Annotated in this window: 24 protein-coding genes; 22 read left to right on the top strand and 2 right to left on the bottom strand. The window is 72.9% G+C overall.

The features are described from left to right. Positions 1–22: 22 nt before the first annotated feature. Positions 23–808, bottom strand: a complete 786-nt coding sequence (locus tag ACI6QG_RS13350) for a DUF2189 domain-containing protein (RefSeq protein ID WP_407025066.1) — start codon at positions 806–808, stop codon at positions 23–25. Between the two features lie 142 nt (positions 809–950). Here ACI6QG_RS13350 and ccoN point away from each other — a divergent pair, with 142 nt between their 5' ends. From ccoN to ACI6QG_RS13400, 10 genes are all read left to right on the top strand, one after another. Then, positions 951–2450: a cytochrome-c oxidase, cbb3-type subunit I gene (gene ccoN, locus ACI6QG_RS13355; protein WP_407025067.1), complete on the top strand. Its 1500-nt coding sequence runs from the start codon at positions 951–953 to the stop codon at positions 2448–2450. A 14-nt stretch (positions 2451–2464) separates the two neighbouring features. After that, positions 2465–3196 (top strand): cytochrome-c oxidase, cbb3-type subunit II, encoded by a 732-nt coding sequence (gene ccoO, locus ACI6QG_RS13360; RefSeq protein WP_407025068.1) that lies wholly within the window; start codon positions 2465–2467, stop codon positions 3194–3196. A 13-nt stretch (positions 3197–3209) separates the two neighbouring features. Further along, entirely contained in the window at positions 3210–3392 is a 183-nt protein-coding gene (locus tag ACI6QG_RS13365) for a cbb3-type cytochrome oxidase subunit 3 (protein WP_407025069.1), read from the top strand. Beyond that, positions 3392–4261 (top strand): cytochrome-c oxidase, cbb3-type subunit III, encoded by an 870-nt coding sequence (gene ccoP, locus ACI6QG_RS13370; RefSeq protein WP_407025070.1) that lies wholly within the window; start codon positions 3392–3394, stop codon positions 4259–4261. The genes ACI6QG_RS13365 and ccoP overlap by 1 nt, the downstream gene beginning before the upstream one ends. Positions 4262–4268: 7 nt before the next feature. Beyond that, complete coding sequence (gene ccoG, locus ACI6QG_RS13375) at positions 4269–5756, top strand: cytochrome c oxidase accessory protein CcoG (protein WP_407025071.1); 1488 nt, start codon at positions 4269–4271, stop codon at positions 5754–5756. Continuing rightward, on the top strand, positions 5753–6214 hold the full coding sequence (locus tag ACI6QG_RS13380; RefSeq protein WP_407025072.1) for a FixH family protein: 462 nt from the start codon (positions 5753–5755) through the stop codon (positions 6212–6214). The genes ccoG and ACI6QG_RS13380 overlap by 4 nt, the downstream gene beginning before the upstream one ends. After that, entirely contained in the window at positions 6211–8514 is a 2304-nt protein-coding gene (locus ACI6QG_RS13385) for a heavy metal translocating P-type ATPase (protein WP_407025073.1), read from the top strand. The genes ACI6QG_RS13380 and ACI6QG_RS13385 overlap by 4 nt, the downstream gene beginning before the upstream one ends. Continuing rightward, positions 8515–8676 (top strand): cbb3-type cytochrome oxidase assembly protein CcoS, encoded by a 162-nt coding sequence (gene ccoS / locus ACI6QG_RS13390; RefSeq protein WP_407025074.1) that lies wholly within the window; start codon positions 8515–8517, stop codon positions 8674–8676. Between the two features lies 1 nt (position 8677). Beyond that, positions 8678–8854, top strand: coding sequence for a hypothetical protein (locus tag ACI6QG_RS13395; RefSeq protein ID WP_407025075.1), 177 nt, complete (start codon positions 8678–8680; stop codon positions 8852–8854). Between the two features lie 67 nt (positions 8855–8921). Then, positions 8922–10496 carry a hypothetical protein gene (locus ACI6QG_RS13400; protein ID WP_407025076.1) on the top strand — a complete coding sequence of 525 codons (1575 nt, stop codon included), beginning with the start codon at positions 8922–8924 and terminating at the stop codon, positions 10494–10496. A gap of 7 nt (positions 10497–10503) precedes the next feature. Here the strand turns inward: ACI6QG_RS13400 and ACI6QG_RS13405 are convergent, their stop codons facing one another. Further along, complete coding sequence (locus ACI6QG_RS13405) at positions 10504–10959, bottom strand: Lrp/AsnC family transcriptional regulator (RefSeq protein WP_407025077.1); 456 nt, start codon at positions 10957–10959, stop codon at positions 10504–10506. Between the two features lie 106 nt (positions 10960–11065). Between ACI6QG_RS13405 and ACI6QG_RS13410 the strand changes: the two genes are divergently transcribed. From ACI6QG_RS13410 to ACI6QG_RS13465, 12 genes are all read left to right on the top strand, one after another. Next, positions 11066–14383: an indolepyruvate ferredoxin oxidoreductase family protein gene (locus ACI6QG_RS13410; RefSeq protein ID WP_407025078.1), complete on the top strand. Its 3318-nt coding sequence runs from the start codon at positions 11066–11068 to the stop codon at positions 14381–14383. Positions 14384–14415: 32 nt separating this feature from the next. Then, positions 14416–15552: an acyl-CoA dehydrogenase family protein gene (locus ACI6QG_RS13415; protein WP_407025079.1), complete on the top strand. Its 1137-nt coding sequence runs from the start codon at positions 14416–14418 to the stop codon at positions 15550–15552. Between the two features lie 150 nt (positions 15553–15702). Next, positions 15703–16053: a hypothetical protein gene (locus ACI6QG_RS13420; protein ID WP_407025080.1), complete on the top strand. Its 351-nt coding sequence runs from the start codon at positions 15703–15705 to the stop codon at positions 16051–16053. A gap of 40 nt (positions 16054–16093) precedes the next feature. Continuing rightward, positions 16094–16954 carry a DUF2336 domain-containing protein gene (locus tag ACI6QG_RS13425; protein ID WP_407025081.1) on the top strand — a complete coding sequence of 287 codons (861 nt, stop codon included), beginning with the start codon at positions 16094–16096 and terminating at the stop codon, positions 16952–16954. Between the two features lie 84 nt (positions 16955–17038). Then, positions 17039–18079: a phosphate ABC transporter substrate-binding protein PstS gene (pstS, locus tag ACI6QG_RS13430; RefSeq protein WP_407025082.1), complete on the top strand. Its 1041-nt coding sequence runs from the start codon at positions 17039–17041 to the stop codon at positions 18077–18079. A gap of 73 nt (positions 18080–18152) precedes the next feature. Next, positions 18153–19103 (top strand): phosphate ABC transporter permease subunit PstC, encoded by a 951-nt coding sequence (gene pstC, locus ACI6QG_RS13435; protein WP_407025136.1) that lies wholly within the window; start codon positions 18153–18155, stop codon positions 19101–19103. After that, positions 19103–20005, top strand: a complete 903-nt coding sequence (gene pstA / locus ACI6QG_RS13440; RefSeq protein WP_407025083.1) for a phosphate ABC transporter permease PstA — start codon at positions 19103–19105, stop codon at positions 20003–20005. The genes pstC and pstA overlap by 1 nt, the downstream gene beginning before the upstream one ends. A gap of 30 nt (positions 20006–20035) precedes the next feature. Then, positions 20036–20833: a phosphate ABC transporter ATP-binding protein PstB gene (pstB, locus tag ACI6QG_RS13445; protein ID WP_407025137.1), complete on the top strand. Its 798-nt coding sequence runs from the start codon at positions 20036–20038 to the stop codon at positions 20831–20833. Between the two features lie 11 nt (positions 20834–20844). After that, a complete protein-coding gene (phoU, locus tag ACI6QG_RS13450; protein WP_407025084.1) occupies positions 20845–21564 on the top strand; it encodes a phosphate signaling complex protein PhoU in 720 nt (239 codons plus the stop codon). After that, positions 21561–22247 carry a phosphate regulon transcriptional regulator PhoB gene (gene phoB, locus ACI6QG_RS13455; RefSeq protein WP_407025085.1) on the top strand — a complete coding sequence of 229 codons (687 nt, stop codon included), beginning with the start codon at positions 21561–21563 and terminating at the stop codon, positions 22245–22247. Before phoU ends, phoB begins: the two co-directional genes overlap by 4 nt. 55 nt (positions 22248–22302) lie before the next feature. Then, on the top strand, positions 22303–24384 hold the full coding sequence (locus tag ACI6QG_RS13460) for a 3-hydroxyacyl-CoA dehydrogenase NAD-binding domain-containing protein (RefSeq protein WP_407025086.1): 2082 nt from the start codon (positions 22303–22305) through the stop codon (positions 24382–24384). A gap of 58 nt (positions 24385–24442) precedes the next feature. Further along, on the top strand, positions 24443–25645 hold the full coding sequence (locus ACI6QG_RS13465) for an acyl-CoA dehydrogenase family protein (protein WP_407025087.1): 1203 nt from the start codon (positions 24443–24445) through the stop codon (positions 25643–25645). Positions 25646–25651: the final 6 nt, after the last annotated feature.

Consider the following 25651-nt stretch of genomic DNA (forward strand, 5'->3'; position numbering starts at 1 on the left):
GGGGAAGCGGGCGCCGCAGGCCTCAGCGCGGCACCAGCTCCCGGTAGGCGTGCCAGGTGGCGTGGCCGATCAGCGGCATCGCCACCAGCAGCCCCAGGAAGAAAGGCACCAGCGCCAGCCCGGTGAACACCACGATCAGCCCGGCCCACAGCGCCATGGCGCGCCAGTTCTCCATCACCGCCTGGATGGACACCGTCACCGCCTCCAGGAAGCTCACCTCCGGCCGGTCCACCAGCATGGGGATGGACACGGCGCAGGCGGCGAAGGCGGCGGAGGCCAGCACGAAGCCGAAGCCGGTGCCGATCAGCAGGAAGGGCAGGATGTGGCCGGAGCGCAGCATGGCCACCGGCAGCTCCGCCAGGGTGGGCGAGAAGTTCATGCCGAAGAACAGCGCGAACAGCAGCCCGGCGATGCGGGTCCAGAACAGGTGGATCACCAGCAGCAGGGCGCCGATCATCGCCAGCTGCACCCCGTTGCGGCGGAAGCCGCCCATGGCGTCGGCCAGGCTCGGCCGCTCGCCCAGCTCCAGCCGGCGCGAGGTCTCGTACAGGCCGGCGGCCAGCAGCGGCGCCAGGATGAAGAACCCCGCCGTGGCCGGCAGGATGGCCCAGGGCGTGCCCACCTCGAACAGCAGCAGGACCAGCAGCCAGCCGAACAGCGTCAGCCCTGCGCCGTAGGCCAGGCTGATGGGGCGCGCCGCCTGCAGGTCGCGCCAGCCCAGGGCCAGCCAGGTCCAGGGGCGGTCGGTGGCGACCAGCCTCACCTTGCTGGGCAGGGAAAGCGGCGTGGGGGTGATGTCGATGCTCATGGCCTGCGTCCTCCCGAGGATCATTGCCCGCCAGCAGACCATCCGCCCTTGATTTCGATCAAGGACGATCGGCGCCAGCGGGTCCAAAGGGCCCCATGCGGGGCGAATTGCGCCCTGGATGGCCTAGAACGAGGAGAGACGCATGGCCAGCGCCGCAACCGCCGCCGGCCCGGGAAGCTGGGCCGGGGCAACAGCAAGGACGGAGGTGGCCTACGTCGAGGCGCCGATCCGCGCCTTCGCCATCGCCACCATGTTCTGGGGGATCGTGGGCTTCCTGATGGGGGTGGTCATCGCCTCCCAGCTGGCCTGGCCCCTGCTGAACCTCGACCTCGAGTGGACGAGCTTCGGCCGCCTGCGCCCGGTGCACACCTCCGCCGTGATCTTCGCCTTCGGCGGCAACGCGTTGATCGGCACCAGCCTGTACATCGTCCAGCGCACCTGCCGCGCCCGGCTGTGGGGCGGCGAGGAGATGGGCTGGTACCTGTTCTGGGGCTACCAGTTCTTCATCGTCACCGCCGCGCTGGGCTACGTGCTGGGCGTCACCCAGGGCAAGGAATACGCCGAGCCCGAGTGGTTCTCCGACCTGTGGCTGACCGTGCTGTGGGTGATGTACCTGGTGTCCTTCGTCGGCACGATCATGCGCCGCGAGGAGCCGCACATCTACGTGGCCAACTGGTTCCTGCTGGCCTTCATCATCACCGTCGCGATGCTGCACATCGGCAACAACATCTCGCTGCCGCTGTGGATGGGCTCCACCTTCTCCTACGCGGCGCCCGCGGGCGTGCAGGGGGCGATGATCCAGTGGTGGTACGGCCACAACGCGGTGGGCTTCTTCCTGACCGCGGGCTTCCTGGGCATGATGTACTACTTCATCCCCAAGCAGGCGAACCGGCCGGTCTACTCCTACCGCCTGTCCATCGTGCACTTCTGGTCCATCATCTTCCTCTACATCTGGGCCGGCCCGCACCACCTGCACTACACCGCCCTGCCCGACTGGGCGCAGACCCTGGGCATGGTGTTCTCCGTGATGCTGTGGATGCCCTCCTGGGGCGGCATGATCAACGGAATCATGACCCTGAGCGGCGCGTGGGACAAGCTGCGCACCGACGCCGGGCTGCGCTTCTCCGTCACCGCGGTGGCCTTCTACGGCATGTCCACCTTCGAAGGGCCGGTGATGTCCATCAAGGCGGTGAACAGCCTGTCGCACTACACGGACTGGACCATCGGCCACGTGCATTCGGGCGCGCTGGGCTGGAACGGCTTCATCACCTTCGGCGCCCTGTACTGGCTGGTGCCGGTGCTGTGGCGGCGCGCGGCCATGTGGTCGCAGAAGCTGATCGCCTGGCACTTCTGGCTCGCGACGCTGGGCATCGTGCTCTACATCACCGCGATGTGGGTCTCGGGCATCATGCAGGGCCTGATGTGGCGCGCGTATGACGAGCTGGGCTTCCTCCAGTACTCGTTCATCGAGACGGTGGCCGCCATGCACCCCTACTACGTCATCCGCATGACCGGCGGGCTGCTGTACCTGACCGGCGCGATCCTGATGGCGTGGAACATGTACAAGACCATCACCGTCGGCGAGGCGGTGGCGGAGGAGCGCTACGCCGCGCCCGCCGCCCAGCCCGCCCCGGCCGAGTGAGGAGGGCGCGGCCCATGTTCAAGAACTTCACCCACGGGCACATCGAGCGCAACGTCATCCTGCTCGCGGTGCTCACCCTCATCACGGTGTCCATCGGCGGCCTGGCGCAGGTCGTCCCGCTGTTCACCGTGGAGACCACGATCGAGCGCGTGCAGGGCATGCGCCCCTACACCCCGCTGGAGCTGCTGGGGCGCAACATCTACGTCCGCGAGGGCTGCTACGCCTGCCACAGCCAGATGGTGCGCCCCTTCCGCGACGAGAACGAGCGCTACGGCCACTTCTCGCTGGCCGCGGAGAGCATGTACGACCGGCCCTTCCAGTGGGGCTCCAAGCGCACCGGGCCCGACCTGGCGCGCGTGGGCGGCCGCTACTCCGACGACTGGCACGCCGAGCACCTGCGCTCCCCGCGCGCGCTGGTGCCTGACAGCATCATGCCGCCCTACGCCTTCCTCGACCGCCCGCTCGACTACGCGGCCATCGAGAACCACCTGCGGGCGCAGGCGGCGCTGGGCGTGCCCTACACGGCGGAGATGATCGCCAACGCCCGCGCCGACCTGGAAGCCCAGGCCCGGCCGGACGCGGACGGCACGGCCTTCGCCGCCCGCTACCCCCGTGCCCGCCAGGGCGCCTTCGACGGCAACGCGAACGCGGTGACGGAGATGGACGCGCTGGTGGCCTACCTGCAGATGCTCGGCACCCTCGTCCAGTTCCGCGACGTGACGCCCGAGCAGCTGGACCAGCATTGAGGGGCGGCCGCGGATGCAAGCCCTTCATGCGCTGCAACCCTTGTTCAGCAGCCTCTGGGTGCTGTGGTTCTTCCTGCTCTTCGGGGGAATCCTGTTCTGGGTGCTGAGGCCCTCCCGCAGGAAGCTGTGGGAGGAGCGGGGCCGGATGGTCCTGCGTGACGACGACGACAATTCCGGCAGGGAAGGCCGAAGCTGATGCCGACCAAGATCGAGAAGGACGCCATCTCGGGCCAGATGACCACCGGCCACGAGTGGGACGGGCTGAAGGAGCTGAACACCCCGCTGCCGCGGTGGTGGCTCTGGACGCTCTACGCCACCATCCTGTTCTCGCTGGTGTGGGTAGTGCTCTACCCCGCCATCCCGGGCACCGGCTGGAAGGGGCTGACCGGCTGGACCGCCCGCGGCGACCTGCCGGCCCAGGTGGCGGGCGAGCGCGCGCGCATCGAGCCCATGCTGGCCCGCCTGCGCGAGGCGACGCCCGAGCAGGTGGCGGCCGACCCCGGCCTGCGCGCCTTCGCCCTGGCCGGCGGCCGCGGCGCCTTCGCGCAGAACTGCGCCGGCTGCCACGGCTCGGGCGGGCAGGGGGCCCAGGGCGGCTACCCCAGCCTCGCGGATGACGACTGGATCTACGGCGGCAGCCTGGAGGCCATCGGCCACACCATCCGCCACGGCGTCCGCGCGGGCGAGAGCGACGAGCAGCGCGGCCTCGCCATGCCGGCCTTCCTGGCCACCGGCATGATGACCGCGCCGCAGATCGCCGACACCGCCGAATGGGTGCTCTCGCTCACCGGCCGCAGCACCGACGCCGCCGCCGCCGGCCGCGGCGAGGCGCTGTTCACCGAGAACTGCGCGAGCTGCCACGGCGAGCGCGGCGAGGGCAACCGCGACATGGGCGCCCCGCGGCTGAGCGACCGCATCTGGCTCTACGGCGGGGACAAGGCCTCCATCGTGCGCTCCATCTCCTACTCGCGCGCGGGCGTCATGCCGGCCTGGGCCACCCGGCTCGACCCGGCCATCGTCAACATGCTGACCGTCTACGTGCATTCGCTCGGGGGCGGGGAGTAACCTGAAGATGTCCGTCATGCAGGCCGAGAAGCCCAAGGCTTCGCTGCCCGAGCCCTCGCTCTACGCGAAGCACGTCAAGGTCCAGCCGCGCGCCGTCAAGGGCACGGTCAGGACCGTGAAGTGGGCGGTGCTCGGCCTGCTGCTGGGCCTTTACTACGTCGCGCCCTGGCTGCGGTGGAACCGCGGCCCGGGCGTGCCGGACCAGATGTTCCTGGCCGACCTGACGAACGCGCGCCTGTTCATCGGCCCGTTCGAGATCTGGCCGCAGGAGATCTACTACCTCGTCGGGCTGCTCATCCTAGGCGCCATCGGCCTGTTCGCCGTCACCTCCCTGTTCGGGCGCGTGTGGTGCGGCTTCACCTGCCCGCAGACCGTCTGGACCGACCTGTTCATGTGGGTCGAGCGCCGGATCGAGGGCGACCGCAACGCCCGCATCAAGCTGGACAACGGCCCGCGCGACGCCGCCTGGTGGCGCAAGAAGGTGCTCAAGCACGCCGCCTGGCTGGGCATCGCGCTCGCCACCGGCGGCGCCTGGGTGATGTACTTCGTGGACGCGCCCACCCTGGTGCGCGACATCGTGACCTTCCAGGCCAGCCTGACGGTGCTGGGCTTCATCGCCCTGTTCACCGCCACCACCTACGTGCTGGCCGGCGCGGCGCGCGAGCAGGTCTGCACCTACATGTGCCCCTGGCCGCGCTTCCAGGGCGCCATGCTGGACCCCGACAGCCTCGTGGTCACCTACCGCGAATGGCGCGGCGAGAAGCGCGGCAAGCCCACCGACCCCACGGCGGGCGACTGCGTGGACTGCAAGGCCTGCGTGCATGTCTGCCCCACCGGCATCGACATCCGCGACGGCCAGCAGCTGGAATGCATCGGCTGCGGCCTGTGCATCGACGCCTGCGACGACGTCATGGGCAAGCTGGGCCGCGACAAGGGCCTGATCTCCTTCGAGACGCTGGCCAACCTCTCGGCCTCCACCGCCGCCACCGCCGGCATGGCGCCGGGCCCGCAGCGCAACGCGGTCGGCATGGCCGCGCGCAAGCCGCTGCACCCGGCGCGCCCGCGCGTGCTGATCTACGCCGGCGTCATCACCGCCGTGCTGGCGCTGATGCTGGGCTCCTGGTTCTGGCGCGAGACGCTGACGCTCTCCGTCCAGCCGGACCGCGCGCCGCTCTTCGTGCGGCTGTCCGATGGCGGCATCCGCAACGGCTACACGCTGAAGCTGGCCAACAAGCTGCGCGACGACGCGACGCTGACGCTGGAGATCGCCGGCCCCGCCGGGCTGCAGGTCACGGTGCCCGACGCGCCGGCCGATCCCGATGGCCGCCCGCTGCTGAAGACGCGCCCGGACGCCATCGCGTCCTACCGCGCCTTCATCACCGCCCCGCCCTCGCTGCGCCTGCCCGAGCACGTGGACATCACCTTCCGCCTGCTGGACTCCCAGGGGCGGGTGCAGGCCTCCCACTCCTCCGCCTTCCAGGGGCCCCGCCCATGAGCCAACGCAAGAGCAACTGGATCCCCTGGGTGTTCGTCGGCGGCATGGCGGTGGTGATCGCGGTGAACGCCGTGCTCATCACCTCCGCCGTCACCACCTTCACCGGCACCACCGTCGGGCGCTCCTACGACCGCGGCCGCGCCTACAACCACGTGCTGGAGGAAGCGGCCCGCCAGGACGCGCTGGGATGGACCGCGCAGGTGACGCAGCCGCGCGCCGAGGCGCTGCTGGTGACGGTGACGGACCGCGCCGGCGCCCCCATCCCCGGCCTGCTGGAAGGCGAGCTGCTGCGCCCGCTGGACGGCGAGCGCGTGCCCCTGGCGCCCGTGGCCGGCCCGGGCCGCTTCTCGGTGCCGCTGCCCGAGGGGCTGCGCGCCGGCCAGTGGGAGCTGCGCGCGCGCCTGGTTGCGCCCGATCAAGGACGGCTGGACATCCGGCACCGCATGATGCTGCCGTGAGCTTCATCGAGACCCCCCGCTGCGCCCATTGCGGCGCCCCTTCCGCCGCCCGCTTCTGCTGCGCGGGCTGCGAGGGGGCGCACGCGCTGGTGCAGGGGCTGGGCCTCGACGCCTTCTACCTGCGCCGCGAATCCGCCACCGGCGCCCTGCGCCCGCAGGAGGCCCCGGCCGCCGACTTCGCCGCCCTGTCGCGCCCGAACCGCGACGGCAGCCGCAGCCTGGAGCTGATGGTCGCCGGGCTGACCTGCGGCGCCTGCATCTGGCTGGTGGAGCAGGCCCTGGCCGCCGAGGGCGACGTGCTGCGCGCCCGCGCCAACCTGTCCACCCGCCGGCTGCTGGTCACCTGGCGCGGCCCGGCGGAGCGCGCCGACGCGCTGGCGGCGCTGGTGGCGCGGCTGGGCTTCCGCGTCGCCCCCTTCACCCCCGCCTGCCTGCGCGCCACCGAGGACGCCGAGGGCCGGGAGCTGACCCGCGCCCTGGGCATCGCCACCTTCGGGGCGATGAACGTCATGCTCGTCTCCGTCGCCGTCTGGGCGGGCGGCGAGGAGATGGGGCCGCAGACGCGCCACCTGATGCACTGGCTGGCCGCCCTGATCGGCGTGCCGGTGGTGGCCTGGGCGGGGATGCCGCTGTTCCGCTCCGCCTGGCGCGGGCTGCGGCAGGGCCGCGTCAACATGGACTGCGCCGTCTCGCTGGGCATCCTGCTCACCACGCTGATGTCGCTCAGCGAGACGTGGCGCAACGGCGACTTCACCTGGTTCGACGGCGCCACCGCCCTGCTGGCGCTGATGCTGGCCGGGCGCGTGCTGGACCGCGCCGCCCGCCGCCGCGCCCGCCAGGGCGTCGCCGAGCTGCTGGCCCTGCAGGATGGCGCCGCCACCCTGGCCGATGGCCAGGTGCTGCCGGTGGACCGCGTGCCGGTGGGCGCCACCCTGCTGGTCGCCACCGGCGAGCGGCTGCGGCTGGACGCCACCCTGCTCTCGCCCGAGGCGCTGCTGGACACCGCCGCCACCACCGGCGAGAGCCTGCCCCGCCCCTTCGCCGCCGGCGCCGCGCTGCCGGCCGGCGCGGTGAACATGGGCGCGCCCTTCGGGGCGCGGGTCACCGCCGCCGCCGCCGACGGCTCCCTGGCCGCCATGGCCCGGCTGCTGGAGCGCGCGGAGCAGGCGCGCAGCCGCTGGACCTCCCTGGCCGACCGCGCGGCGCGGATCTACGTGCCGGTGGCGCATGTGGTGGCGCTGCTGACCTTCCTGGGCTGGATGTGGCTGGGCGGCGCGACGTGGCAGCAGGCGCTGGTGCCGGCGGTGGCGGCGCTGATCATCACCTGCCCCTGCGGCCTGGCCATCGCGGTGCCGGCGGTGCAGGTGGTGGCGGTGGGCGCGCTGTTCCGCCGCGGCGTGCTGGTGGCCAGCGAGACGGCGCTGGAGCGCCTGGCCACCGCCGACCACGCCGTGCTGGACAAGACCGGCACCCTGACCGAGGGCAAGCCCGCCCTGCTGCCCGGCGCCTGGACCGACGGCGACCTGCGCGCCGCCGCCGCGCTGGCCGCCGCCTCGCGCCACCCGCTGGCCCAGGCGCTGGCCGCCGCCTGCCCCGGCGTGCCCCCGCTGCCGGGCGTGACGGAGCACCCGGGCGAGGGCATGGCCGCGCCCGATGGCGCGCGGCTGGGCTCCGCCCGCTTCTGCGGCGTGCCGGCCGGGGGCGGCATGGCGCTGCACCTGCTGCGCCCCGGCCAGCCGCCGGTGGCCTTCCGCTTCGAGGACCGGCTGCGCCCGGACGCCGCCGCCGCCGTGGCGGCGCTGCGCGAGGCCGGCCTGTCGGTGGAGCTGCTGAGCGGCGACCAGCCCGACGTGGTGGCCCGCCTGGCCGCCGAGGCCGGCATCGCCGAATGGACCGCCGCCGCCGGCCCGCAGGACAAGGCCGCGCGCGTCGCCGCCCTGGCGGCGCAGGGCCGGCGCGTGCTGATGGTGGGCGACGGCATCAACGACGCCGCCGCCCTGGCCGCCGCCCACGCCTCCGCCGCGCCGGGCGAGGGGACGGACCTGGCCCAGGCGGCCAGCGACCTGGTGCTGCGCGGCGGCGGGCTGCTGCCGCTGGCGCGCGCCATCGGCACCGCCCGCCGCGCCCAGCGCCTGGCGCGGCAGAACATCGCCTTCGCCTTCTGCTACAACGTGCTGGCGGTGCCGGTGGCCATCGCCGGCTACGCCACGCCGCTGATCGCCGCGCTGGTGATGGCCTCCTCCTCGCTGGCCGTGATCGGCAACGCGATGCGCGCGGGGCGCGCCGGAGAGGAGGGCTGAATGGACATCCTGGTGTACCTGATCCCCGCGGCGCTGTTCCTGGGCGGGCTGGGGCTGCTCGGCTTCCTCTGGGCCATGCGCTCCGGCCAGTATGACGACCTGGACGGCGCCGCCACCCGCATCCTGTTCGACGACGACCACCCCAACCGAAAGAACCGCTGAGATGCCCGGCTTCTTCATCGCCTTCCACGCCCTCACCGCCCTGGTGGGCCTGTTCACCCTCGCCGCGGGGGAGGGCTACCTGGCCACCTTCGGCGGGCTGATGACGCTGTTCGGCCTGCTGATGGCCTATGGCGTGGTGAAGCGCCACTACGACGCCCAGGACGCCGCGGCGCACTGACGCCTTCACGGCTTCTCAACCGGCGCCCCGGCACAAGGGGCATCCGCCCAACCGCCGCGGATGCCCCATGCGCCTCATCAACCTGTCCGGCACGCTGCCGGCCACCCTGGCCGAGAACACCGCCCCGTGGGACTGGTTCGGCCAGCTCCGCCTGTCCATCGACCCCGCGTCCATCCGCTTCGTGGACCTCGTCGGCCCGGGGGCGGACTTCTTCGACGTGCGGCTGAACCGCCAGTTCGGCACGCTGGAGATCTCCCCCTTCGCCCGCGCCGACTTCGAGGCGCTGTCCGCCAGCCCGACCCTGTCCTTCACCCTGCGCTTCTTCATGGCCGACGGCTCCATCGCCGAATCGGCCTCGACTTACGCCGTCACGGTGCTCGACCGCGACGACACCCCGCCACAGGCGCTGTGGTTCGCCAGCGGCGGCACGGTGAACGTGGGCGCGCAAGGGGCGGTGATCGGCACGCTGGCCGTCTCCGACCCCGACACCGCCTCGGGCTTCACCTTCCGCCTGCGCGACGACGACGCCTGGATGTTCGAGGTGTCGGGCAGCACGCTGCGGCTGAAGCCGGGCCTGTCGCTCTCGGCCTATGACGGCCCGGTGCGCTCCCTGTTCGTCGAGGCCTCCGACGGCACCCAGTCGGCGGGGTTCGAGCTGCGCATCAACGTGGCCAACCCCGCGCTGCCCGGCGCGCCCCTGGCCAACCTCGTGCTGCCCGGCGAGGAGGCGACGGGCTTCTCCTGGTCCGGCGGCCGGCTGAAGGTGGACTGGGCGCTGGCCGACATCGCCGGCCTGCGCGACTTCGGCCCCAACCTCCGCTTCACCCTGCGCGACGGGCGGGAGCTCTGGGCGCCGCAGCCGCAGCGGCTGGACCTGCTGGACGTGGACGTCGTCTTCGACCCCGCCGCGCCCGAGTCGCGGCTGTGGGCCATCTTCGAGACCGGCCTGAACCGCGAGCCCGACCCGGTGGAGCTGGCGCGGGAGGCGGCGCTGTTCGCCGCCGGCTGGTTCACCGAGCTGGACTACGCGCGCTGGATCGCCAACGGCCCGGTGTTCCGCGCCAGCTTCGGCGCGCTGGACGACGCGGCCTTCGCCCGCCGCCTCTACTCCAACGTGGTGGACTGGGACATCGGCCAGGCCACCGTCACCTGGCACGCCGCGCGCCTCGCCGCCGGCCTCCCGCGCGAGGCGCTGCTGCTGGAGGTGACGCAGTGGCGCCGCGACATCGGCTCGGTGGACGCGCGGCTGGAGCGCGGGCTGGTGACGGGCGACCCCACCATGCGCTCGGTGGACGTGCTGCTGCGCGCCGGGCTGAACGAGCAGCCGAGCGACCACTACCGCAAGCTCGACGCCCTGCTGGACGCCGGGGCGCTGAGCACCCTGTCCCTGTCGCAGCTGGTCACCAGCATCGGCGCCTTCCAGCAGAAATGGGGCTGGATGGACAACGCCACCTTCGCCCGCGCCTGGTACGCCGAGGCGCGCGGCGGCACCCTGACCGCGCACGAGCAGGGCGTCATCGCCGGGCTGCTCGACTCCGGCGCCTGGAGCCGCGCCGACTACATGAACGCCAGCCTGTCCTGGTGGGGCCCCGACGCCTATGTGCGGCTGAAGCCGCAGGGCGACTTCGACTTCGGCTGGTAGGCCGCGCTCACGCCGGGGCGGGGGTGAACACCTGCTTCAGGCAGCGCAGCCCGAAGGCGGTGCGGGTGTGGCGCACCCCGGGCAGGCGGTAGATCTTCTCCCGCAGCAGCTTCTCGTAGCCCGCGGTGCCGCCCACCGCGGCCTTGAGGATGTAGTCGTACTCCCCCGTCGCCAGCCAGGCCTCCACCACCTCCGGCATGGCGGCGATGGCCTCCTCGAAGCGCGCCAGCTGCGCCTCGTCGTGCTTCTCCGTCATCACCTCGATCCACACGGTGTCGGGCAGGCCCAGCGCCGCCTGGTCCAGCTCGGCGCGGTAGCCGCGGATGACGCCCGCCGCCTCCAGCCGCCGCACCCGCGCCCAGCAGGGGCTGGCGGACAGGCCCACCCGCTCGGCCAGCTCGGCGTTGGTCAGCCGCGCTTCCCGGTGCAGGGTGCGCAGGATGCGGCGGTCAATGGCGTCCATCGCGGAAGATCCTTCTGCCCTTTCGGCGGTGCACACCAGAATACGGGATGAAACACGGGGCAGGACAGGCCATCCTTCCCCCAACGAACCAGCCGGAGGTGTCCCCATGACCCGCATCACGCGCGAGGGCCTGTCCCTGGAGGACCGTTGGGAGGCCGCGGGCCAGGAAACCCTGCTGACCGGCACCCAGGCCCTGGTCCGCCTGCCGCTGATCCGCCGCGCGCTGGACGCCCAGGCGGGGCTGGACACCGCGGCCTTCATCAGCGGCTACCGCGGCTCGCCCCTGGGCGGCTACGACCGCGAGCTGTGGAAGCAGAAAGCGCGGCTGGCGGCCGCGCGGGTGCATTTCGAGCCCGGGCTGAACGAGGACCTGGCTGCCACCGCCTGCTGGGGCACGCAGCAGGTCGGCCTGCTGCCCGGCGCGCGGCAGGACGGCGTCTTCGCCATCTGGTATGGCAAGGGGCCGGGGGTGGACCGCTCGGGCGACGTGCTGCGCCACGCCAACGGCGCCGGCACCGCGCCGCTGGGCGGCGTGCTGGCCCTGGCCGGCGACGACCCGGCGTCGAAGTCCTCCACCGTCACCTCCGGCAGCGAGCACGCCTTCGCCGACCTGGAGATGCCGATGCTCGACCCCGCCGACGTGGCGGAGGTGCTGGAATACGGCGTCAAGGCCATCGCGATGAGCCGCCACGCCGGCACCTGGGTCGGCATGAAGTGCGTGGCCGAGACGATGGACGCCACCATGTCCCTGGTGGTGGACCCCGCGGCGCTGGCCAGCGTGGCGCCGGAGGCGGCGGGCGACGTGCACATCCGCCTCAAGGACACGGCGCTGGAGCAGGAGCGGCGGCTGCGCCACGTGAAGCTGCCCGCCGCCCTGGCCTTCGCGCGGCTGAACGGCTTCGACCGCCTGGTGCAGGACAGCCCGCAGGCCCGCTTCGGCATCGCCGTGCGCGGCAAGGCGTGGTCCACCCTGAAGCAGGCCCTGGCCGAGGCCGCCATCACGCCCGAGCTGGCGCGCATCGGCGGGCTGCGCATCTGGAAGGTGGGCCTGGCTTGGCCGCTGGACGCCCAGGGCGCGCGCGCCTTCGCCGCCGGCCTGGAGGCCGCCCTGGTGGTGGAGGACCGCCGCGCCTTCCTGGAGCCCCAGCTGCGCGAGGCGCTGTACGACCTGCCCGCCCGCCCGCGCCTGCACGGCAAGGACGTGCTGAGCGACCTGGCCGAGCTGGACGCCGCGCAGCTGCTGCGCGCCCTGGCCGCCGTGCTGCCCGAGGCGCTGCAGACCGACGCCCTGCGCGCCCGCCTGGCCGAGCTGGACGCCCTGGCCGCCGCCCAGCGCGAGCCGGTGGCGCTGCGCACGCCCTTCTTCTGCCCCGGCTGCCCGCACAACACCTCCACCCGCGTGCCCGAGGGCTCGCACGCGCTGGCCGGCATCGGCTGCCACTACCTGGCCAAGGACATGGGCCGCGACAGCGACCTGTTCACCCAGATGGGCGGCGAGGGCACGCCCTGGATCGGCCAGCGCCCCTTCACCACGACGCGCCACGTCTTCGCCAACATGGGCGACGGCACCTATGCCCATTCCGGCAGCCTCGCCATCCGCGCCGCCGTGGCGGCCCGGGCGGACATGACCTTCAAGGTGCTGGTGAACTCCGCCGTGGCGATGACCGGCGGCCAGGCGCCCGACGCCGAGGTGAGCGTGCCGCGCATCGCCGCCCAGGCGGCGGCCGAGGGCGTGGCGCGCATCGCCATCGTGGGCGACGACCCGGACCGCCACCGGGACGATCCGCTGGTGCCCGCCTTCGCCACGTTCCACCCCCGCGCCGGGCTGGACGCGGTGCAGCGGGAGCTGCGGGAGGTGCCCGGCGTCTCCGTGCTCATCTACGACCAGCAATGCGCCACCGAGCGCCGGCGGATGCGCAAGCGCGGCACCGCGGCCGCGGCGGTGCGGCGCGCCGTCATCAACCCCCGCGTCTGCGAGGATTGCGGCGACTGCTCGCGCGCCTCCAACTGCATCGCGGTGGAGCCGCTGGAGACGCCTTGGGGCCGCAAGCGCCGCATCGACCAGAGCGCCTGCAACCAGGACCTGTCCTGCCTGGAGGGCTTCTGCCCCTCCTTCGTGACCATCGAGGGCGCCGAGCCGCTGCGCCCCGCCCTGCCTGCGCTGGACGGCGAGCCGCCGGAGCCCGCCCTGCCCGAGCCGGCGGCGGACGGCACCTGGAACCTGCTGCTGGCGGGGGTGGGCGGGCAGGGCGTCACCGCGCTGGCGCAGATCCTCGCGGTGGCGGCGCAGATGGAGGGCCGCCCGGTGCGCACGCTGGACATGCTGGGCCTGGCGCAGAAGGGGGGCGGGGTCTACGCCCAGCTCCGCCTCGGCCGCCCGGGCGGCGCCGTGCCCTCGCCGCGCATCGGCGCCGGGCAGGCGGACGCCGTGATCGCCGCCGACCTGATCGGCGCCCAGGGCCGGGTGGCGCGGCCGATGCTGGGGGCGCGCACGCGGGTGGTGGTGAACGCCGACGTCTCGCCCACCGGCGCCTTCGTGCTGGACCCCGAGACGCGGCAGGACCCGGCGGCCATGCTGGACAGCCTGCGCGCCACCGGCGCGGCGGTGACGGCGCTGCCCGCCGCCCGCGCGGTGGAGGAGGGCTTCGGCGACCTCATCTTCCTCAACGTGTTCCTGCTGGGCGCCGCCTGGCAGGCGGGGATGCTGCCGCTGGGCCGCGACGCGCTGCGCCGCGCCATCACGCTCAACGGCGCCCAGGTGGAGCGCAACCTCGCCGCCTTCGAGGCCGGCCGCCGCGCCCGCCCCGCCGCGCCGGAGGCGCCGGAACCGCTGGAGGCGCTGCTGGCCCGCCACGCCGCCGACCTGCGCCTCTACCAGTCCGCCCGCTACGCCGCGCGCTTCGAGGGCGCGATGGCCGCCCTGCGCGCCGCCACCGGCAACGAGGCGCTGCTGCGCGAGGCGGCGCGCCAGGCCTGGCGCGCCATGGCCATCAAGGACGAGTACGAGGTGGCGCGGCTGCACGCCGACACCTCCTGGCTCGATGGCCGCTTCGCCGGCGCGGTGCGCCCCACCTTCCACCTGGCGCCGCCCTTGATGGGCACGCGCAAGCGCGCCTTCGGCCCCTGGATGGCGACGGCCTTCCGCGCCCTGCGCCACGGCAAGGCGCTGCGCGGCACCTGGCTGGACCCCTTCGGCCACACCGCCGAGCGCCGCGAGGAGCGCGCCCTGCGCGAGGAGTTCCTGTCCACCTTGGCGGAGTTCACCCGCCACCTGCACCCGGCCAACGAGGCGCTGCTGCTGGCCTGGCTGCGCGCATGGGCGGGCATCAAGGGCTTCGGCCACGTCAAGGCGCGCCACATCGCCGCCGCGCGCCCGCGCATCGCCGCCGCCGGGCGGGCTTTCCTCGCTTCGGCCGGGCGCTAAGCTGCGGGCGACAGGGAAGGAAGGACCGCCGCATGTTCGAGCTGCCCGAGGCGACGCGCGCCCTGCAGGGCGTGGCGCTGGACTTCGCGAAGGAGCGCATCGCCCCCCACGCCCTGCGCTGGGACGAGGAGCGCCACTTCCCCCTGGACGTGCTGCGCGAGGCCGCGGCGCTGGGCATGGCCGGCCTCTACGTGCGCGAGGAATCCGGCGGCGCCGGCCTGACCCGGCTGGACGCCGCGGTGGTGTTCGAGGCGCTGGCCACCGGCTGCCCCGCCATCAGCGCCTTCCTGAGCATCCACAACATGGTGGCCTGGATGGTGGACCGCTGGGGCAGCGACGCGCAGCGCGCCGCCCAGTTGCCGACGCTGCTGACCATGGAGCGCATCGCCTCCTACTGCCTCACCGAGCCCGGCTCGGGCTCCGACGCCGTGGCGCTGTCCACCCGCGCGGCGCGCGACAACGCGGGCTGGGTGCTGGACGGCGCCAAGCAGTTCATCTCCGGCGCGGGGGCGTCGGACCTCTACCTCACCATGGTGCGCACCGGCGGCGTGGGGGCGGACGGCATCTCCGCCGTGCTGGTGGAGAAGGGGACGCCCGGCCTCTCCTTCGGCCTGAACGAGAAGAAGATGGGCTGGAACGCCCAGCCCACCCGGCAGGTGGTGTTCGAGGGCTGCCGCATCCCCGCCGACGCCCTGCTGGGCGAGGAAGGCCAGGGCTTCCGCTACGCCATGGCCGGGCTGGATGGCGGGCGGCTGAACATCGCCGCGTGCAGCCTGGGCGGCGCGCAGGCGGCGCTGGACATCGCCCTGGCCTACGTGAAGGAGCGCCGGGCCTTCGGCCGCCCCGTGGCCGATTTCCAGTCCACCCAGTTCCGCCTGGCCGAGATGGCGACGGAACTGGAGGCCGCCCGCGCCTTCCTGTGGCGCGCCTGCGCCAAGCTGGACTCGCGCGCCCCCGACGCCACCGCCTTCTGCGCCATGGCCAAGCGCTTCGTCACCGACGCCGGCTCGCGCATCGCCGACGAGGCGCTGCAGCTGCTGGGCGGCTACGGCTACCTGCACGACTACGGGGTGGAGAAGATCGTGCGCGACCTGCGGGTGCACCGCATCCTGGAGGGCACCAACGAGATCATGCGCGTGATCACCGCCCGCCACCTGCTGCGGGGCTGAGGCGGGCGGGGAACCCATGCGCGGCATCTCCCCGGCGCGGATGACGCCGGGGCACGGCACGACCAGGACACCCCCTTCCGCGCCCTTGATTCGCGCCCGCCGTCCCGGCTAGATGCACGCATGCGTTGCATCGCTGCTCTCCTGCTCGCCATGGTCGTCCTGCCGGCGCAGGCCCAGCAGCGCGTGGTGGTGGTGCCCGCCGAGGCCGCGGTCGCCGTCCCGGCCCGCGGCGCCGCCGCCCCGCCCATGGTCGCCGCCACCCGCCCGCGGCTGACCCGCCAGGGGCGGGAAGGCGGGCGGGTCGCCCGCGCCCCGTCCGGCGGCGACGTGACGGTGCAGAACCTCGCCGTGCCCGCCCTGATCGGCCTGCCGCTGCTGGCCGCCGCCGGCGCGGCCACCGCCGCCGCCGTGGCCAATGGCGGCGCGGCGGGCGGCGGCGCCGGCACCGCCCCCGGGGTGTCCGCCCCCGCCAGCACCAGCGCGCCCGTCCGCACGCGCTGATTCAGCGGGGCTTAACCCCGCCGCCGCCATGGTGCGGCGCATGCCCCCCCCGCACCCCGAACCCACCCGCGCCGCCTTCCACGGCACGGTGGAGGAGCGCCGCGCCATCGCCGCCCTGCCCGGCCAGAAGCCGGAGATCCTGGTGCTGCTGGCCGCCGACGCCGATGCCGGGGTGCGCCGCGCGGTGGCGGAGAACGCCGGCGCCCCGCCCCATGCCGACCGCCTGCTGGCGCAGGACGCCGATGCCGGCATCCGCGCCCCGCTGGCCCGCAAGCTGGCCGCCCGCGCGCCCGAATTGCTGGCCGACGAAACGGAGGGCGCCCCCCGCCGCGGCCGCCTGGCGCGCGACGCCCTGCTGCTGCTGGCCCAGGACGTCGAAGCCTGCGTGCGCGCCGCCCTGGCCGACGTCCTGGCCGACCTGCCCGACGCCCCGCGCGAGCTGGTGCTGCTGCTGGCCCGCGACACCGCGCTGGAGGTGTGCGAGCCGCTGATCCGCCTGTCGCGCGCCCTGACGGAGGAGGACCTGGAATCCCTGGTGGAGGACCCCCCCGGCCCCGCGACCCGCGAGGCGGTGGCGCGACGCCTGCACCTGCCCGCCCGGATCGCCCGCGCCCTGGTGCGCTGCGGCGAGCCCGCCCCGGTGGCCGCGCTGCTGCGTAACGGCACCGCCCAGCTGACGCCGGAGATGCTGCATTCCCTGGCCGCCCGCGCCCGCGCCGTGCCCTGGCTGGGGGAGGCCATCTGCGCCCGGCCCGGCCTGCCGGCCCCGCTGCTGTCCGCCCTGCTGCCTGCCCTGGCGAAGGAGGCGCTGGAGCGCCTGTCCCGCCGCCCCGACCTGCCGCCCGCCCTGCGCGCCACGGTGAAGGAGCGCCTGTCGGGCTGCGTGGTCTGGAGCCATTGATGTCACGGAACGGTCACTGAACTGCAACACGGGGGTCGCGACCGCGGCCTACCTCCCGCCGCAACCCTGCCGGAGAGGTCTTCCGTGAACCGCCGTACCCTGCTCGCCGCCACCGCCCTGCTGCCCTTCGCGCCCGCCGCGCGCGCCCAGGGCGTCACCATCACCGGTGCCGGCGCCTCCTTCCCCCGCCCGGTCTATGAGCGCTGGGGCCAGGCCGCCCGCGCCGAGGGCATCCAGCTCAACTACCAGAGCATCGGCTCCGGCGGCGGCATCAACCAGATCACCAACCGCACGGTGGATTTCGGCGCCACCGACGCCCCGCTGCCCGAGGCGCAGCTGCGCGAGCGCAACCTGCTGCAGTTCCCCACCGTCATGGGCTCGGTCGTGCTGATCGTGAACCTGCCGGGCGTGGCGGACAACGCGCTGAAGCTGACGCCCGAGGTGGTGGCGGACATCTTCGCCGGCCGCATCACCCGCTGGAACGACGCCAAGCTGGCCGAGCTGAACCGCGACCTCCGCCTGCCCAACCTGCCGGTCTCGCCCGCCTATCGCGCCGATGCCTCGGGCACCACCTTCGTCTTCACCACCTACCTGTCCCGCGTGTCGGAGGCGTGGAAGAACGGCCCCGGCGCCGCCACCTCCGTGCAGTGGCCGGTGGGCAATGGCGCCCGCGGCAACGAGGGCGTGGCGAATGCCGTGCGCAACACCCCGGGCGCCATCGGCTACACCGAGAACGCCTACGCCACGGTGAACCGCCTCATCACCACGCAGCTGCGCAACAAGGCCGGCGCCTTCGTCACGCCGACCATGCCGGCCTTCGAGGCCGCGGCCCGCGCCGCCGACTGGACGCGCCCGGGCTTCGCCGCCGACCTGGTGGACCTGCCGGGCGCCGACGTGTGGCCCATCGTCTCGCCCACCTTCATCCTGCTGCCGACCAACCCGGTGGCGGAGCGGGTGGAGGCGTCGCGCACCACCATGCGCTTCTTCGACTGGGCCTTCCGCAACGGCGCCGACGCCGCCCGCCGCCTGGAATACATCCCGGTCCCGGATGCGGTGCAGAATGCGGTGCGCGGCGCCTGGGCGCAGGTGCGCACGCCGGCCGGCGCGGCGATCTGGAACGCTTGACGTTCCGCGTGGCGGCGGGCCATCCCGCCGCCGCGACCACCCCGGGGGAGTGCAGGGCTTGTCATCCACCACCATGCCGGCGGCAACTTCCCGCCGGCGCGTCTCCCCCACCGGGGACCGCGTCTTCGAATGGCTGTGCCGCGGCGCCGGGCTGCTGGTGCTGGGCATCCTGGGCGCCATCATCCTGACGCTGTTCATCGGCGGCCTGCCGGCCTTCCGGGAATTCGGCATCCAGTTCCTGTGGTCCGCCGAATGGAACCCGGTCGAGGGGCGGGAGCGCTACGGCGCGCTGGTGCCGGTGATGGGCACCCTGGTCACCGCCGTGCTGGCCATCCTGTTCGCGGTGCCGCTGGCCTTCGGCATCGCCTTCACCCTGACCGAGCTGGCGCCGCCCTGGATGCGCCGCCCGCTGGGCACGGCGGTGGAGCTGCTGGCGGCCATCCCCTCCATCATCTTCGGCATGTGGGGCCTGTTCGTGCTGGTGCCGCTGATCCAGCGCCACATCCAGCTGCCCTTCGGCGAGACGCTGGGCGCGCTGCCCCTGGTGGGCTTCCTGTTCGAGAGCAACAACTTCGCCGGCACCTCGGTCTTCGCCGCCTCGCTGGTGCTGGCCATCATGATCCTGCCCTTCATCGCCGCCACCATGCGCGACGTGTTCGAGCAGGTGCCGCCGGTGTTCAAGGAAAGCGCCTACGGCCTGGGCGCCACGCGGTGGGAGGTGATGACCGGCGTGGTGGTGCCCTACACCCGCGTCTCGGTGGTGGGGGGCATCATGCTGGGCCTCGGCCGCGCCTTGGGCGAGACGATGGCGGTGACCTTCGTCATCGGCAACGCCAACCGCCTGGCCACCTCGCTGTTCGACCCCTCGACCACCATCGCCTCCGTGGTGGCGATGGAGTTCCCGGAATCGCTGATGGGCAGCCTCAAGCAGTCCTCGCTGCTGGCGCTGGGCTTCCTGCTCTTCGTCATCTCCTTCTGCGTGCTCGCGCTGTCGCGCTACCTCCTGCGGTCGAGGCTGAAGTGATGAGCGCCACCACCATCCCCGCCGCGCCCGCGCGCAGCGCCGAGACGGCCCACGCCCTGGGCCGGCGGCGGCGCCGCAAGGACGCGCTGATCCGCTGGCTCTGCCTGGCCGCCACGCTGCTGGGCCTGGCCTTCCTCGCCTCCATCCTGCTCACGCTGCTGTGGCGCGGCCTGCCGGCGCTCGACGGGCTGATCTTCACCCGCGACTTCGAGCCCACGACCTATGGCGACGACACGCTGCCCCGCGGCGGGCTGCGCCACGCCATCCTGGGCACGCTGATGCAGACGGCGCTGGCCACCGCCATCGGCACGCCGATCGGCCTGCTGGTGGGCACCTACCTCAGCGAGTACGCGCGCAACTCCGCGCTCGGCCAGGCGGTGCGCTTCGTGTCCGACGTGCTGCTCTCCGCCCCCTCCATCCTGATCGGCCTGTTCATCTACCAGCTGGTGGTGCTGCCGATGGGCGGCTTCAGCGGGCTGGCCGGCGTGCTGGCGCTGGCGGTCATCGTCATCCCCGTGGTGGTCCGCACCACGGAGGACATGCTGAGCCTGCTGCCCAACACCCTGCGCGAGGCGGTGGTGGCGCTGGGCGCGCCCAAGTGGAAGATGATCACCCTGGTGGCCTGGCGCGCCGCGCTGTCGGGCATCGTCACCGGGGTGCTGCTGGCCTTCGCGCGCATCGCGGGCGAGACGGCGCCGCTGCTGCTCACCTCCTTCGGCAACGGCGTGCTGTCCAACGACCTGGGCCGGGCCATGGCCTCGCTGCCCATCGCCATCTACCAGCAGGCCAACAGCGGCTTCCCCGACCTGATCGCCATCGCCTGGACCGGCGCGCTGCTGGTGACGGCGGGCGTGCTGCTGATCAACATCCTCGCGCGCGTGCTGCTGCGCAAGAAGGGCTGAGAGCCGATGAACGACGCCACCACCGCGAGCATGAGCGGCATCGAGACCCGGCCCGACCGCGGCGCCGCGCCCTCGCGCATCTCCATCCGCAACCTCGACTTCTTCTACGGCCCTGGCATGCCCAAGGCGCTGAAGGGCATCAGCCTGGAGGTGCCTGACCGGCGGGTGACCGGCATGATCGGCCCCTCGGGCTGCGGCAAGTCCACGCTGCTACGGGTGCTGAACCGCATGTACTCCCTCTACCCCGGCCAGCGGGCGGAGGGCGAGGTGATGATGGACGGGCGCAACCTCATCGGCCCGGAGGTGGACATCAACGACCTGCGCGCGCGCATCGGCATGGTGTTCCAGAAGCCCACCCCCTTCCCGATGACCATCCACGAGAACATCGCCTTCGGCGTGCGCCTGCACGAGAAGCTCTCCAAGGCGCAGATGGACGAGCGCGTGGAATGGGCGCTGTCGCGCGCCGCCATCTGGAACGAGGTGAAGGACCGCCTGCACACCTCCGCCATGGGGCTGTCGGGCGGGCAGCAGCAGCGCCTGTGCATCGCCCGCTCCATCGCCGTGCGCCCGGAGGTGATCCTGCTGGACGAGCCGACCAGCGCGCTCGACCCCATCTCCACGCTCAAGATCGAGGAGCTGATCGACGAGCTGAAGCGCGACTTCACCATCGTCATCGTCACCCACAACATGCAGCAGGCCGCCCGCTGCGCCGACCAGGTGGCCTTCTTCTACCTGGGCGAGCTGATCGAGGTGGCGCCGGCGGCGCAGATGTTCACCGCGCCCAGGCACCCCAAGACCCAGGAATACATCACCGGCCGGTTCGGCTGAGGGAGCACGCCATGCCGCAGGACACCCCGGGCCACATCGTTAAGTCGTACGAGGGCGAGCTGAAGCGCCTGCGCGAGATGATCGCGCGCATGGGCGGCCTGGCCGAGCGCCAGGTGGCCGACAGCGCCGAGGCGCTTGTGCGCCGCGACACCGACCTCGCCGCCGAGGTGGTGCAGCGCGACGTCCAGCTCGACGCCATGGAGCGCGAGGTGGAGCAGTTCTGCGTCCGCCTGCTGGCGCTGCGCCAGCCGATGGCGCAGGACCTGCGCCTGATCGTCGCCTGCATGAAGATCTCGCAGGACCTGGAGCGCATCGGCGACTACGCCCGCAACGGCGCCAAGCGGGCCATCGTCGTCTCCCAGCAGGCGCTGACCGGCAGCCTCAACGGCTTCGAGCGCATGGCCGAGCTGGTGCAGGAGAACCTGCAGGGCGCCATCGACGCGCTGGTGGGCGACGACGCCGCCAAGGCCGACGCGGTGTGGCGCAACGACGAGCCCATCGACGGCATCTACAACGGCATCTTCCGCGAGCTGCTGACCTTCATGATGGAGGACCCGCGCAACATCACCGCGGCCACCCACCTGCTGTTCATCGCCAAGAACATGGAGCGCATCGGCGACCACGCCACCAACATCGCCGAGCGCGTGCACTACGCCGTGCTGGGCGAGATGCCGGGCGAGGAGCGGCCCAAGGGCGACAACTCCCATTCCGCCGTGGCGGGTGCGCGATGAGCCCCTCCATCCTGGTCGTCGAGGACGAGGCGGCGCTGCTGACGCTGCTGCGCTACAACCTGGAGAAGCAGGGCTTCCAGGTCGAGGAGGCGACGGACGGGCAGGAAGCCCTGCTGCGCATCGCCGAGAACCGGCCCGACCTCGTGCTGCTGGACTGGATGCTGCCCTCGCTGTCCGGCATCGAGGTGTGCCGCCAGATCCGCCGCCGCCCCGCCACGCGCGACCTGCCGGTGATCATGGTCACCGCCCGCACGGAGGACGCCGACGCGGTGCGCGCCCTGGACACCGGCGCGGACGACTACATCGCCAAGCCCTTCGCGGTGGACGCGCTGCTGGCGCGCATCCGCGCCCTGCTGCGCCGCTCCGCCACCGTCGCCGCCAAGGGGACGCTGGCCTTCGGCGGCCTGTCCATGGACCAGGACGCCCACCGGGTGACGCGCGAGGGCCGGCCCATCCACCTGGGCCCCACCGAGTACCGCCTGCTGGAGCACTTCCTGTCCCACCCGCGCCGCGTCTTCTCGCGCGAGCAGCTGCTGGACGCGGTGTGGGGCCGCGACATCCACGTCGAGCTGCGCACGGTGGACGTGCACATCCGCCGCCTGCGCAAGGCCATCAACGGCGAGGGGGAGGCGGACCTGGTCCGCACCGTGCGCTCGGCCGGGTACGCGCTGGACGTGGATTGACGGGGCTGCCCTGCGGCGGGATGCTCCCTCCCAAAATCCAAGGAGGGATCCGGCCGTGGAGGAAAGCTTCGTCGAGCACGCACGGGATGGCGACATCCACGTGCTGCGCATCGCCAACCCGCCGGTCAACACGCTGCGCACCGGGGTGCGCGCCGGGCTGCACGCGGGCATCGCCGCCTGCCTGAAGGAAGGCGCGCGCGCCATCGTGCTCATCGGCGCGGGGCGCATGTTCTCCGCCGGGGCGGAGATGACCGAGTTCAGCAAGCCCCGCCAGCCGCCCTCGCTGCCCGAGGTGTTCGACGCCATCGAGACCTCGCGCGTGCCGGTGATCGCCGCCATCCACGGCTCGGCGCTGGGCGGCGGGCTGGAGCTGGCGCTGGCCTGCCACGCGCGGGTGGCCGCGCCCACCGCCACGCTGGGCCTGCCCGAGGTCAAGCGCGGCTTCGTGCCCGGCGCCGGCGGCACCCAGCGCCTGCCGCGCCTGATCGGCGGCGAGGCGGCGCTGCGGATGATCGTGACCGGCGAGCCGGTTTCCGCGGCCGAGGCCCAGCGCCTGGGCTTCGTGGACGCGGTGCTGGACGGCAAGCTGGAGCAGGCGGCCATCGCCTGGGCGCGCGAGAACGCCGGCCGCAGCTTCACCCTGGCCCGCAAGCGCGAGGACCGCATCCAGGGCGCCGACATGGCCGCCTTCGACGCCGCGGCCGCCGCCCTGCTGAAGCGCAGCCGCGGGCAGGAAAGCCCCAAGGGCTGCGCCGTGGCGGTGCGCGCCGCCCTGACGCAATCCTTCGAGGACGGGCTGATCGTCGAGCGCGAGCAGTTCCAGCGCCTGGTGGCCGGCGAGCAGAGCCACGCCCTGCGCCACGTCTTCTTCGGCGAGCGCGAGGCGGCCCGCGTGCCCGGCATGCCCGCCGACACCCTGCCCCTGCCGGTGAAGCGCGCGGTGGTGATCGGCGCCGGCACCATGGGCGGCGGCATCGCCATGTGCTTCGCCAATGCCGGCATCCCGGTGACGGTGCTGGAGCAGGACGAGGCGGCGCTGGCCCGCGGCCTGAAGAAGTGCGAAGCGAACTGGGAGCGCACCGTGGCCTCCGGCAAGCTTTCCGCCGAGGAATACGCGAAGCGCCGCGCCGCCCTTTCCGGCACCACCGACTGGGACGCGGTGAAGGAGGCCGACATCGTCGTGGAGGCGGTGTTCGAGGATATGGCGGTGAAGAAGGAGATCTTCGCCAAGCTGGACGCGCTGGCGCGGCCGGGCGTGGTGCTGGCCTCCAACACCTCCACCCTGGACATCGACGCCATCGCCAGCGCCACCAAGCGGCCGGAGCTGGTGGTGGGGATGCATTTCTTCTCGCCCGCCAACGTGATGAAGCTGCTGGAGATCGTGCGCGGCCAGGCATCGTCGTGGGAGGCGATCGCCACCGCGATGGATGTGGGCAAGCGCATCGGCAAGGTGAACGTCGTCGTCGGCAATTGCGACGGCTTCGTGGGCAACCGCATGACCGGCAAGCGCGGCTTCCAGCTGGAGCGCCTGTTGCTGGAAGGTGCCCTGCCGCAGGATGTGGACCGGGTGATGGAGGCCTATGGCATGGCCATGGGGCCCTGCGCGACCGGCGACCTCGCCGGCCTCGACATCGGCGCCGCCGTCCGCAAGGCGCGCGGCACCGTGGCGCCGATCGCCGATGCCATCGTCGCCAAGGGTCGCTTCGGCCAGAAGACCGGCAAGGGCTGGTACCTGTACGACGAGAAGCGCCAGCGCCACCCCGACCCCGAGGTGACGGCGCTGATCGAGGAGGCCAGCGCCCAGCACCAGGTGACGCGCCGCAGGATCGAGGACGCGGAGATCCTGGAGCGCATGCTGCTGCCCATGGTGAACGAGGGCGCGCGCATCCTGGAGGAAGGCATCGCCTCGCGCGCCGTGGACATCGACGTGGTGTTCTGCAACGGCTTCGGCTGGCCCGCCTTCCGCGGCGGGCCGATGTTCTGGGCCGACCGGATGGGGCTGAAGGCGGTGCGCGACAAGCTGGCCCACTACGCCGCGGCGACGGGCGACGCCAACCTCAAGCCCGCCGCGCTGATCGAGAAACTGGCCGCCGAGGGCGGCACCTTCGCCGCGATGGCGCAGAAGAAGGCCGCGTGACCGCGATCGCCGGGCGGCGACGCCCGGCACCCATCGCCGTCAGCAGGGAGACGATCCAATGGAGCTGAAGTTCACCGACGCCGAGCGCGCCTTCCGCCAGGAGGTGCGCGACTTCCTCGCCGCCGAGCTGCCGCAGGAGGTGCGCGACCACATGATCGCCGGCAAGTCCCCCACCAAGCAGATGGTGGTGGACTGGCAGCGCAAGCTGAACGCCCGCGGCTGGGCCGCCCCCGAATGGCCGGTGGAGCATGGCGGGCCCGGCTGGACGCCGGCGCAGAAGTACATCTTCCGCGAAGAGCTGCAGATGTGGCCCGCGCCCTCGCCGCTGGGCTTCAACATCAACATGTGCGGCCCCGTGATCATCCAGTTCGGCACGGAGGCGCAGAAGCAGCGCTTCCTGCCGCGCATGCGAAACCTGGACGACTGGTGGTGCCAGGGCTTCAGCGAGCCCGGTGCCGGCTCCGATCTCGCCGGCCTCAAGACCAGGGCGGTGCGTGACGGCGACGAATGGGTCATCACCGGCCAGAAGACCTGGACGACGCTGGCGCAATACGCCGACTGGATCTTCGTCCTCGCCCGCACCAACCCGGAGGCGAAGAAGCAGGAGGGCATCTCCTTCTTCCTGGTGGACATGAACACGCCCGGCATCACCGTGCGCCCGATCATCACCATCGAGGGCGGGCACGAGGTGAACGAGGTGTGGTTCGACGAGGTGCGCGTGCCGGCGGAGAACCTGGTGGGCGAGGTGGACAAGGGCTGGGACTGCGCCAAGTTCCTGCTGGGCAACGAGCGCTTCGGCCAGGCCCGCGTCGGCGCCTCGCGCGAGCGCATCCGCCGCCTCAAGACCCTGGCGCGCGAGACGGAGGATGGCGGCCGCCCGCTGATCGAGGATCCCGAGTTCCGCCGCCAGGTGACGGAGATGGAGGTGGAGCTGAAGGCGCTGGAGATGACGGTGATGCGCGTCATCGCCAACGAGACCAAGCGCGCCGGCTCCGGCAAGCCCGACCCCGCGACCAGCGTGCTGAAGATCAAGGGCACCGAGATCCAGCAGGGCGTCAGCGAGCTGCTGATGAAGGCCGCCGGCCCCTATGCCTGGGTGGATGGCGACCCCGAGGCGGAAGGCAGCAACGACTGGGACGTGGCGCCGGACTGGGCCTTCGGCCTGGCGGGCATCTACTTCAACTGGCGCAAGCAGAGCATCTACGGCGGGTCCAACGAGATCCAGCGCAACATCATGGCCAAGGCCTTCCTGGGACTCTGACGCACC

Source organism: Sabulicella flocculans (assembly GCF_045449635.1).
GTDB lineage: Bacteria > Pseudomonadota > Alphaproteobacteria > Acetobacterales > Acetobacteraceae > Roseococcus.